The sequence below is a fragment of the Bacillus changyiensis genome (assembly GCF_027706145.1).
GTDB classification, from domain to species: Bacteria; Bacillota; Bacilli; order Bacillales; family Bacillaceae; genus Bacillus; species Bacillus changyiensis.
In genome coordinates this window covers 271,923-283,688 of the sequence record NZ_JAQFWW010000001.1, presented here as the reverse complement: position 1 = coordinate 283,688, position 11,766 = coordinate 271,923, and the positions used below count along the sequence as shown (strand labels likewise).

7 protein-coding genes are annotated in these 11,766 nt (G+C 38.9%); 1 reads left to right on the top strand and 6 read right to left on the bottom strand.

The features are described 5' to 3' along the window. Positions 1-146 precede the first annotated feature (146 nt). The gene (locus PDT38_RS01530) at positions 147-1,112 is read left to right on the top strand and encodes a bile acid:sodium symporter family protein (protein WP_270798513.1); all 966 of its coding nucleotides are present in this window, start codon (positions 147-149) and stop codon (positions 1,110-1,112) included. Positions 1,113-1,303: 191 nt separating this feature from the next. Here PDT38_RS01530 and odhB read toward each other — a convergent pair whose 3' ends face one another. The 6 genes from odhB to PDT38_RS01500 all read right to left on the bottom strand — a co-directional run bounded on the left by odhB (position 1,304) and on the right by PDT38_RS01500 (position 10,988). Beyond that, positions 1,304-2,533, bottom strand: coding sequence for a 2-oxoglutarate dehydrogenase complex dihydrolipoyllysine-residue succinyltransferase (gene odhB / locus PDT38_RS01525; RefSeq protein ID WP_270798512.1), 1,230 nt, complete (start codon positions 2,531-2,533; stop codon positions 1,304-1,306). Positions 2,534-2,548: 15 nt separating this feature from the next. After that, positions 2,549-5,383 carry a 2-oxoglutarate dehydrogenase E1 component gene (sucA, locus tag PDT38_RS01520; protein ID WP_270798510.1) on the bottom strand — a complete coding sequence of 945 codons (2,835 nt, stop codon included), beginning with the start codon at positions 5,381-5,383 and terminating at the stop codon, positions 2,549-2,551. 345 nt (positions 5,384-5,728) lie between these two features. Beyond that, positions 5,729-7,639, bottom strand: coding sequence for a nitric oxide reductase activation protein NorD (locus tag PDT38_RS01515; protein ID WP_270798509.1), 1,911 nt, complete (start codon positions 7,637-7,639; stop codon positions 5,729-5,731). Positions 7,640-7,649: 10 nt separating this feature from the next. Next, positions 7,650-8,540 (bottom strand): ATP-binding protein, encoded by an 891-nt coding sequence (locus PDT38_RS01510; RefSeq protein ID WP_270798507.1) that lies wholly within the window; start codon positions 8,538-8,540, stop codon positions 7,650-7,652. An 84-nt stretch (positions 8,541-8,624) separates the two neighbouring features. Next, positions 8,625-9,191, bottom strand: coding sequence for a superoxide dismutase family protein (locus PDT38_RS01505; RefSeq protein WP_394356231.1), 567 nt, complete (start codon positions 9,189-9,191; stop codon positions 8,625-8,627). Between the two features lie 507 nt (positions 9,192-9,698). Then, positions 9,699-10,988, bottom strand: coding sequence for a C40 family peptidase (locus PDT38_RS01500; RefSeq protein WP_270798504.1), 1,290 nt, complete (start codon positions 10,986-10,988; stop codon positions 9,699-9,701). Between the last annotated feature and the right edge of the window lie 778 nt (positions 10,989-11,766).

Sequence of the window (11,766 nt, the reverse complement as noted above, 5' to 3'; positions counted from 1 at the left end):
CATAAACGAATTCGTCAAGATTTTCAAACATTTCTTTCAGTTTACATAATAAAATTACAGTAACCATATAACTTCATGTTGAATTATTCAGAATATTAATTATAATAGGAGAATGTTCAATTTTTTAATGATGAGGAGCTGGACTTATGGGTTATTTAATTAAAATCAGTCAATTTGCAGGAAAAACTTTCGCTGTCTGGGTCATCATATTCGCTTTGCTCGGCTTTGTATTTCCATCTTCTTTTGTTTGGATTAGCCCTTATATTACAATCCTGCTCGGTCTGATCATGTTTGGCATGGGGCTGACACTGACAGCAAATGACTTTAGAGAACTTTTGAGAAACCCACTTCATGTGCTGATCGGAGTCTTCCTTCAATACACGATCATGCCTTTAACTGCTTTTGGACTAGCCTATGGACTAAGACTGCCATCAGAAATTGCAGTTGGTGTTATTTTAGTTGGCTGTTGTCCAGGGGGAACAGCGTCAAATGTGATGACTTTTTTGGCAAAAGGGAACACTGCACTGTCTATTGCGATCACAACGGTATCCACTTTGCTTGCACCTTTTTTGACACCGTTTCTTATTTTATTTTTTGCGAAGGAATGGCTCCCTGTGTCTCCAGGGTCACTGTTCACTTCTATTTTGCAGGCCGTTCTTCTTCCAATTATTGCAGGACTGATCGTCCGATTTTTCTTCAAAAAACAAGTTGAAAAAACGGTTCAGGTTTTACCGCTGATCTCTGTCCTTGGAATTGTTGCCATTGTCGCTACTGTCGTTGGCGGTAACCGAGAAAATATCATTCAATCAGGCCTGCTTATTTTTGCAGTTGTCACCCTACATAATGGTCTTGGATTGCTACTCGGATTTGTTTCAGCCAAATACTTTAGAATGGATAAGGCATCACAAAAAGCCATTGCTATAGAAGTCGGGATGCAGAATTCAGGCCTTGGTGCAGCGCTAGCAACCGCCCATTTTTCTCCGCTTTCCGCTGTACCGAGTGCGATTTTCAGTGTCTGGCATAATCTATCAGGCTCATGGCTTGCAACATATTGGTCCAAACAAACAAAGAAGACGCATTCTTCTGCCCTGTATATGGATAAAAAGCTTTAAAGGTCAGGTGATGACGAATGAAAAGAACTTCTGCCTTCACCTATCTCAGGTTTAGTTATTCGTTTTGGGTGGCACATAAAAATCGCGCAGCTTATCTGGCCACTTCAGTTTAATAAACTGACGCCATTGGAGAACTCGCTCATAAAAAATCTCCTGATAGCAAGTTTTTGCTATCAGGAGATGATTGCTACTTATCCTTCTAAAAGAAGCTGTTCTGGATCTTCAAGCAAGTTTTTAATCGTCACTAAAAATCCGACTGCTTCCTTTCCATCGACAATTCGGTGATCATACGATAATGCGATATACATCATCGGCCGGTTTTCAAAGCGCTCTTCATCAATTGCAACAGGACGAAGTTGAATTTTATGCATTCCTAAAATTCCGACCTGTGGGCTGTTTAAGATTGGTGTTGATAAAAGTGAACCAAATGTTCCACCATTTGTGATTGTGAATGATCCACCTTGAAGTTCTCCAAGTGATAATTTATTGCTTCTCGCTTTTTTCGCGAGCTCGCCGATATCTTTTTCAATATCTGCAAAGGTTTTCCGGTCTGCATCCCGAACGATCGGAACAACAAGACCTTCAGGAGCAGCAACGGCGATGCCAATATCATAAAATTGTTTAATGACAAGTTCATCACCTTGAATTTCTGCATTAAGAAGCGGGAATTTTTTCAAGGCAGCCACAACGGCTTTTGTAAAGAAAGACATAAAACCAAGTTTCACATCATGCTGTTCAAGAAATTGCTCTTTTCGGCGTTTTCTGAGATTCATCACCGCTGTCATATCGACTTCATTGAAAGTTGTCAGCATAGCAGCAGTATGTTGAACTTCAACAAGTCGTTTGGCAATCGTTTGTCTGCGACGAGACATTTTTTCACGTTTGACCGGTTTTTGCGAATCGTCAAGTTTAGCAGTCTGGGCCGCTGTTTCACGTTTTGGCTCAGAAGCTTTTGGCGGTTGCTCATTTTGATATGCTGCAACATCTTGTTTTCTGACCCTTCCTAATGGATCAACAGTTGGAACTTCTGATAAGTCAATACCTTTTTCACGGGCAAGCTTTCTAGCAGCCGGAGAAGCAATCGTTCTTGTTTTTGCTGTCCCTGCATTGTTTTCAGCTGGTTTTTCATCTTCTGTAGAAGTGCTGCTTTGTTGAGCTTCCCCTTGAGGTGAGCCAGCCCCTTTCTCGCCTTCTGAAATCGTTCCAATGATTTCGCCAACCTGAACTGTATCCCCGGAATCTTTCAGCACTTCCTGGAGAATCCCCGACTGTTCTGCAGTCAATTCAACATTGACTTTATCAGTTTCCAGTTCGAGCAGGAACTCCCCTTGTTCCACATAATCTCCAGGTTGTTTTAGCCATTGAGCTATTGTTCCTTCTGAAATTGATTCCGCTAATTCAGGTACTTTAATTTCCGCCATTTTTCTAGTTCCCCCTTAGTTTTTGCGAGTCAAGCTATCAGATACGATACGTTCCTGTTCTTTTTTATGAATGGTCGGATCCCCTTCTGCTGGACTGGAACGTCTTCTTCTTCCAATATAACGTACTGTCACATGTTTCGGAGCAATTTCTCTTAAGTAAGGCTCAATATAGTTCCACGCCCCCATATTTTGAGGTTCTTCCTGAACCCAGACGATTTCTTCCAACTGTGAGAGTTTGCTAAAGATCGCCTTCAAATGTTTGGCAGGGAAAGGATAAAGCTCTTCAACTCTTGCAATATGAAGCCAGTCTTTTTCTGCTTCCATCTGATAAAAACGACCACTAATATCAATTGAAATTTTTCCGCTTGATAAAACAAGACGCGTCACCTTCTCATACTGATCGGAAAGACCTGCTATTTCGTAAACTGGCTTAAAGCCACTGCTTGTGAATTCCTCTACTTTTGATATCGTGTTCGGATTTCTGAGCAGGCTTTTTGGCGTCATTAAGATGAGTGGACGGATTTCTTCACGAAGCAGCATTTTTGCCTGTCTTCTTAAGATATGAAAATATTGAGCCGCACTTGTCAGATTAGCAACAGTCCAGTTATTTTCTGCTGCGAGTTGGAGAAAGCGTTCCGTTCTTCCACTGGAATGCTCAGGCCCCTGTCCTTCGTACCCATGTGGAAGCAAGACAACAATACCGGACTTTTGCCCCCATTTTGCCCTTCCTGCAGAAATAAACTGATCAAAGTAAACTTGTGCGGCATTTGCAAAATCCCCAAATTGAGCTTCCCAGATCACTAATGTTTCCGGTGAAGACACATTGTAACCGTACTCAAATCCAATCACAGACCCTTCCGACAACGGACTGTTATGTAGTGCAAATGCTGCCTTTGTATCTGAAAGATGATGTAAAGCGATAAATTCGTCACCTGTCTTATTGTCATGCAGGACAAGATGTCTTTGTGCAAAAGTGCCGCGTTCTGAATCCTGGCCGGTCATTCTTACAGGTGTACCATCTTTTAAAATAGAAGCAAACGCCAGTGACTCTGCCAAAGACCAGTCGACCTTATCATCATCAGAAAATGCTTTAGCACGTTTCTCAAGAATTCTTTTTAGTTTACCGAAAACGTTAAAGTTTTCTGGCCATGAAATCAGCTCTTGATTGATTTTGTGCAAAACAGCTGTTTCAACTGAAGTATTAGTGTCAGGAAAACCGTTTGAAACAGGCTCCGGAAGTTCAATTTCATGGGCCAGATCTTCCTTTTTCGCCGGCACTTTCCGATATGCTTCATCCAAGCGTTTCATGGCTGAGTCATGAAGCTTTTTGACCGTTTCTTTTTCGATAATCCCCTCTTGAATGAGTTTTTCTGCAAAAATATGTTTGACCGTCGGGTGTTTTCTTACCGCATCATATAACATCGGCTGGGTTGTCGCTGGTTCATCCATTTCATTATGTCCAAATCTGCGATAACCGATCAGGTCGATCAAGAAGTCTTTATTGAAAGTCTCGCGGTACTCGACTGCAAGCTGAACGGCAGAAAGACAAGCTTCAGGATCGTCGGCGTTCACATGAACAATTGGGATTTCAAATCCTTTTGCAAGATCACTCGCATATTTCGTTGATCTTGATTCATTGCTCTCTGTTGTGAAGCCGATCATATTATTGGCGATAATATGAATCGCTCCACCAATCTGATATCCTTTCAACTGACTTAAGTTCAGCGTTTCAGCGACAATCCCTTCACCAGGAAATGCTGCATCTCCATGGATCAGAATCGCCAGTGATTTTCTGACATCTTGCACTGGATAGCCACTTTCCGTTCTTGTTTCTTGGGCAGCTCTTGTGCTACCTTCCACAATCGGGTCAATAAATTCAAGGTGACTTGGATTATTGGCCAAATGAATCCGCGCTGTTTTCGTCTCTTTATCCTGAATCTCACGGTCTGCTCCTAGATGGTATTTCACATCTCCTGTCCAGCCGTAATTAATTCCAGTCGATCCTTCTGACGGAACAAGATCTTTATTAGGTGCATGCTGAAATTCAGAAAAAATAATTTCATAAGGTTTTCCAAGTACATGCGCTAGAACATTCAAGCGCCCCCTGTGTGCCATGCCAATATTGATATTTGTCGTTCCTGAAGCAACCGATTTGGCGATCATGTCATCCAGCATAGGAACTAGTAAATCAAGACCTTCAATTGAAAAACGCTTTTGTCCGACAAAGGTTTTGTGAAGAAATTGTTCAAGTCCTTCAACTTCTGTTAGTCTTCTTAGAACGTCGATTAATTTCTCTTTCGGTTTTGGAGTAAATAATTCACCCGATTCAATCTTTTTCATCAGCCAGTTACGCTCTTCAAAAATGTGAACATGATCAAACTCAAAAGAAATCGTTTTTTTGTATGTGTTTTTCAAGTATTGAATGGCTTCTAAACCGTTCGATAATTCTTTAGGAGCATTTTTACATATGACTGATGCCGGAATTTTTTTCATGTCTTGCTCGGTTAGCCGGTATTCAGCAAGTGGAAAAAGCTCAGTTTTTTCTTGTGTTTTTTTTAATGGATTAACGGAAGCATTCAAATGGCCATAGGTTCTAATATCTTCTGCAAGTTTTATTGCCGCTGCGATTTTCTCAATGGTTTCAGCCGTGAAGCTTGCCTCTGTGTTTTTTTCAGAGGCGGTCCTTATCTCTCCCGGAGGAGCTCCGAGCTGATCAAACATCTCCCTTATGTCAGGATCGATGGCGGAAGGATCCTTGACATATTGATCGTACAGCTCCAGCGCGTAGCCGAGGTTCGGACCGTGAAATTCTCCCCAATGCATGGTTTGTTTCATACTATTTTGAAACATTCGAACATTACCCCCAACTTAATAATCAAGTGAAAGACACTATTTTGATATATCTCCTAAAACCCTATGCCCAAAAATATGTAATAAATCGCTTCCAAGTACATTTTACCACTGATTCAAATTTGTTTCTACACAGATTGTTCAAATAAAATTAAAAAAACGTCTTGAAAATTTAAAATTTTTATACTACCAATTTAGACTTAAAGAAGATGATTTTAACCTTTTTTTATTTCCTGTTTTTATAGTTACTATTTAAGGAAAATTCTGAACATTTAAACTAAATAAAAATAATAAAAATTGTATTAAAAATGGCCGCACCTCGTTAGGTGCTGACCATCTGTTTTTCTACAATAGACTTTTATTTAGCAGTTTTTTCAAAAGCGGAAACAACCTATCTGGCAACTGATCAACATCAGGGACGAATAAGCAGTACTTTCCGTACATATCTTGGATCGTTTTAATTTGTGATTCTTCAATTTCACTGTTTGATAAAAAGACATTGATCACTTCAATCTTTCTTTTTCTTGCTGCGATCACCGCTTCATGTGTATCAACAATACCATTTTGTTCATAGTCAAAAGCCGCAGGCTCCCCATCTGAAAAGACAATCAAAAATTTTTGCGACTCATTTCTCTTCATTAGCATATTCGTCATTTGTCTAAGCGCAAACCCGTCACGATTATCTTCTTTTGGCTCAAGCTGCATAATATGAGGTCCAGCATCTTTTGTTAAAGAATCGATGAAAGAAACGACTGTATGGAAGTAATTAGGTTGACTTATGTTTGTTGCATCATTTGTGTCTTCCCAAAAACCAACGATTTGATGGGGAACTGCCACTGATTTAAGTGCCTCATGAAAGAGGATGATGCCTCTTTTTGTTTCAGCCATTTTATCAAACATACTAGCAGAACAATCGACAAGTAAAGTAAACACCGCATCGATTTCAGTTGATGGATCATGTTTTTTAAAAAACAGTCGCGGATTTCGCTCCGTAAAATAGCGCAACAGTTTATGATTCAATCTTCCACTATGCAAATCGGTCCGCGGTAGAATTTTTTTATGTTCAAGCGTTTTTTGGATCATCTGTTTCAGTCGTTTTTGATAAGATTCAATCGTTTTCGCCTGATGACGATATTCAGATATTTCATCAATAGAAGGTTTTTCAGGTGCTTTAAAAATTGGAAAAGCGTAGCGATTTTCTTTGCCACTTTGTCCACCTGAAGGAGGGAGATCTTGAACTGTTTCAAGGGATTCCAGCTTCCTATAGTCTTTTCTGTTTGATTGTTGTGCCCGTCCTTGAACTGCACCTAATGCCTGATCCCCATCCTCTCCTTCTCTTAAAGCTCCGCCGGAAAGGTCTGTTTTTGCACCATGCTCTAAATCAAATTGCAGAAAGCTTTTAGCAGGTGCCTCTGTTTCCCTGTGCCATGTCGGCATTTCTTCATCGAGAACTTCTTCATCACCTGATTTTTCCTTATCAAGATTCAACTCCTCGCTAAGCTTGGGTTTGGCTTTTAAATCTTTAAAAAGAGACGTTTCATCAACTTGTTCATAGGCCAACTCGGGAAAGAAAAAATAGGTATTCAACATATCCTTTTCAAGAACTTCTTCAAAACTTTCCATTAAAGTGTTAACAATCCATACAATATCTTCAGTCGTCCGGGCATCAAATACACGGCTTAATTGATGTTCGATGAATCGTTTCAACGGATCAATCGATAGATGGATCTCAGGTATATCCTCAAGCGGTGACTTGGCGGTTAATTTAAGATACATGGCACAAAATAATGCGTCAGTAAAAATGCTCCGTTCTTTATTCAATGTCAGTTGAGTCATAAAAAATTTTCTGTATATCTTTTGCCTGCTGAAAAACACTCGTTTAGTTCCAGGTCGCTCCTGTTTAATATACTCTTCGATTCTAATATCTTCGAAAAGCATAAATATTTGCTTTGCAAAACTCTTACACTTGAAATCCTTGATGTTGTCCAACAGATTGGCAAATTCTTTCATCGAACTATATGTCGTTCCGATCGCGCGCAAATAAACATCGCTTTTTAGCCCAGCGACCATATCATGATAAGAACGATCCTTCCAAAAATGACTCAAATATATCTTTTTCTCAAATGGATTGTAATAGGATTGAACACCGTACTCGACTTCAACTTGATCGCTTTTAGCAAGCGTCCTTGCTAAATCTGTTAACTCCATAAATAGAAAAGAGTCAATCTTCTTGTCATTAAATTTAATAAACTTCATGACATAACCCTCACTCAAATAAAGTTTGGGCAATATTACGAACAGCCGCTTTTTCGCGTTCATCATCTAGTTTCTCAACGATTCCCCATTCTATCGCCCTTAGGGGTGGAATGTATGTTGAAAGGTCACAAGTATCTATAAGTGCCCTAATTGATGCAGCATCTTCAGATACTTGTCCATTTCGTGCCTGTGTCATTAAGTCTGATGCCAAAGTCACGAAACGGCTGATCAGCTTTGGATTTTTTAATTCAGATTGATTTTCAAGGACGCTCTTTAAAAGATCACCTTGAATATATGGGACATCAATGATAATAAAACGGTTTTTCAATGCTTCATTTAAAGGAACGGTTCCGACATACCCTTCATTAATAGCTGCGATTACGCCAAACCCTTTTTTGGCTTTGACGACTTCTCCAGTAAACGGATTTGTCATCATTTTTCGATAATCAAGCACTCCGTTCAAAATTGGTAATGTTTCTGGCTTCGCCATATTGATTTCATCAATATATAAAAAGTGACCGTGGGTCATCGCTTTTGTAACAGGCCCTTCGATAAATTCAATCGTAGCTTGTCCATCCGTATTTACAATCGTCTTATAGCCAATAAGCGCCTCTGCATCAAGGTCAACAGAACAGTTGACACTGTGCATTGGCTTTTGAAAATAAGCAGACAGCGTTTCGGCAAGCTTTGTTTTCCCTGAACCAGTAGGCCCCTTTAACAATACGTTTTTCCCAAGTACCAGAGCGATCAAAGCGTCAGAAAGGATGGCATGATCCTCAGCTTCATATTCGGGAGTTCCGATCAATGATTGAAATTCACGTTCACTCTTTTGCTCGGCAGAGAGAAGGAGCCGTTCTTTTATTTTATTTGGCAAGTCAAGTTCATGTAGGTCATATTTCATTAAGATAATTCCTTTCTAAAAACGTCATATTCACAAGTATACTAAGGAATTGTTCATGACCTCAATTGATATGTTTGCTTCATTCTATTTTGTACTGTCTTTTAAAAGAGCACCGCAAACCATCCGATCACCTGAGTTCCCAGATGGATTTGTTAAATCATCATCCTGATGCTGATGAATAATAAAAGCACTTCCATCTTCATCAAGTAGGCTAAACTTACTGTTTTCGTCAAGGGTGACTTCCGGTGCATTTACAACAACATCGACTTTTCCATCCGCACCGATTTCAATATTAGGCAAATCACCGGCGTGATGTCCTTTCGGATTATTAAAGCCATGTTCCTTTTGCTCAGGATTAAAGTGGACACCCGCGCTTTCAAAGTCAGGTTTTCTGCACTCTCCTGTTTCGTGAATATGAAAAGCTAGTAGTCCAGGTGGAAGGTCATGAGCTGAAACCCTAATATCAAGACCTTTTTCGGCAGATTTAGAAACTTCTATGAATCCTGTATTTGTTCCGTCTTGTTTAATGAGCGGGATTTTTACAGGTTGTAGTTGCGTTTTAAATGTTTCTGTATGCTCTTGTTCAACAGCCTTTTGTTCCAATTCATTTTGCTGTGTACACCCTGTTGCTAAGTAAATCGGAATACTAATTAAGACCGCTTTGTACAATGAATTCAACGGATAAGCCCCCCTTTGTTATTTTCCTCTCTATTGTAGACAAGTGCTAAGTCTCATAAACCTTTCCATAAAAATAGGAGACATGCGAAATTGTTCATTTATTTTGATTTGTTAAATGGGGATGAAGTAAAACATATACGAATAAGAGGATGACGAGGTCACAAGATTTATTATATTTGCCGCCCAAGCGATTACCTTCTTGATCGGATGACAGGCAGATTCGATAGATTAAACCTAAGGACATGAACCTAATCTACAAATTAAAATACCCATCTTGAAAATCTAAATATTAATGTGCAATTCGTTTTTCCATTCTCACATATTGGTGGGGCTTGTCTTCACTTTAAAAAAGCACCTTGATAAGTGCCGAGACTTCGTGTTTTTTCAGAAAAAAGTCGTCCATACAATACAAATAAGGCATGAGTTCTATCATTTCAGAACTCACGCCATTTTAACGATGAAAAACAGATCCGTACTCCTTTAAAATGCGTAACGTTTTGCACCGAGATACCGTTGTTTCCAATAAGAATTGTTCATATCGCTAATTGTAACACCAGAATCATTCGAATTGATAAATTTTCCATTTCCCAAATAAATGCCAATGTGCGACGGCCCTGGTTTATACGTTGAGAAAAAAACGAAGTCCCCTCGTTTTAGCTCATTGACCGGCCCCATACTGTTCCAATATCCGGCTGCAGTTAGTCTAGAGACAGATGTCACTTTATTCAAGGTATAATAAATAAACCCGCTGCAATCAAAACCTGAAGGATTGTTGCCTCCCCATCTATAAGGAACACCGATATGCTTTTCAGCTTCATCAATCATTCGTTCAACCTTTGCACTCCCCATCGTTCCTCTTGAAACCGAGCCTGATGAAGAACTTTTTGACGGAGTTGAATGTGATTTGTGTGTTGCGCCGGAAATTTTCAATTTTTGACCAACATATACAACATCTGTTTTTAAATTGTTATTTTCCCTGATGCTCTGCACCGTCACATTCATCATGTTTGCAATTTTCCATAAGGAATCCCCAGACTTAACAGTATAAGTTTCCTTTTTTGAGCTGTTTGAATGATGCTTCGTTGAGCGTGAAGATGAACTTGAAGACGAAGACGACTTCTTGTGCTTTGAAACTGTGCCTTTCACTTTAAGGACTTGACCTGGATAAATAGTATCCGATTTTAAATTGTTCATTGCTTTAATCTCAGCAACAGTCAAATTCATTTCATTGGCAATTTTCCACAAAGAATCTCCGAGCTCGATTTTGTATGTACTACTTGATCTTTTAGAACTACTAGAGGGCTCTGATAACCGCTTGACACTTGAGGATTTACGGCTGCTATTTTTTATTTTCCCTTTAATAATCAGCTTTTGGCCAGGATAAATTAGATCATTATCTAAACCGTTTAAGTCTTTAATCTCCTTGACACTTGTTTTGTAATCTTTGGCAATCATCCAGAGAGAATCTCCCAATTTAACCGTAATGGTCAATTCGGATTCATCTGATTTAGAGCTTTCATCTTTCACTTTAATGTCTTTGTCTTCTGCTTTATCATCAGGAATTTGCAAAGTTTGTCCAACAAAGATGGTTGTAGAGGAAAGATGATTAACTGATTTAAACGCAGAAACACTTGTGTCGAAATCAGTGGACAGTTTCCATAAAGTGTCCCCGTTTTTCACCTTAATCGTCTGAGCCTCAGCAGGTGAAGCCGCCAAAGAAGTACCGACAACTGCAGAAGCCGCCAAACCTACTGCTATCTTCTTCTTCATCATGTGATAACCTCCTCCTTAGAATTTTCTTTTTCTCTATGTATCCCATTCCACTTTCCACTCATGATCAAGGTATACCTAATAAGTCTTTATACCTATCGATACCTCCTTGAAATTGAAGAAAAAAATGTAATTCACGATTTCTATCGGTCTTTTTTATGTTTTGTTAATAGTTTTTAATGACTTTTTAATAAAAATACAGACTTTTAGACTCATTAAATAGTTTTCGTTTTTCCTGAACAAGGCCATCTGTAAAAATTTTCGTTTTGAAAGCCGCATATCTTCGTCTTTTATGCGGAAAATGCTTTAGGGCAAGAGTGGTCTTCAGAAGATAACAACAAAGGTAGATGAGACAGACTACAAAAAAGCACTTTTGTGCCTTTTCACTATTGTCAGAAGAACGGCTTTCTCACATTCTTTAATTCAAACAAAGCCAAATACGATAAGCACGTCAATTAATGGGGATTTTATCAAACTCTCCAAATGTATGTGTCAGGCCGTGACACATACAACAACAAGATATCTTCTCTAAATACTTGATCATAAATTGACAATACCATACATTTTTCTAAGAAACATCTGAAAATCTGAGTATTTTTTGATCAAAATTCTCCCTTTAAACTACTAAATGAATAAGTATTTTATAACAATATAATAACACTCAGCATTTATCAATATATTTATATAGTTCTAATAGTTCTAATAGCTTATAATATTTTTCGATATGATAGATTGATCAACTAGGTTTTGTTCACCATCAGCACAATCGTTTATTTTA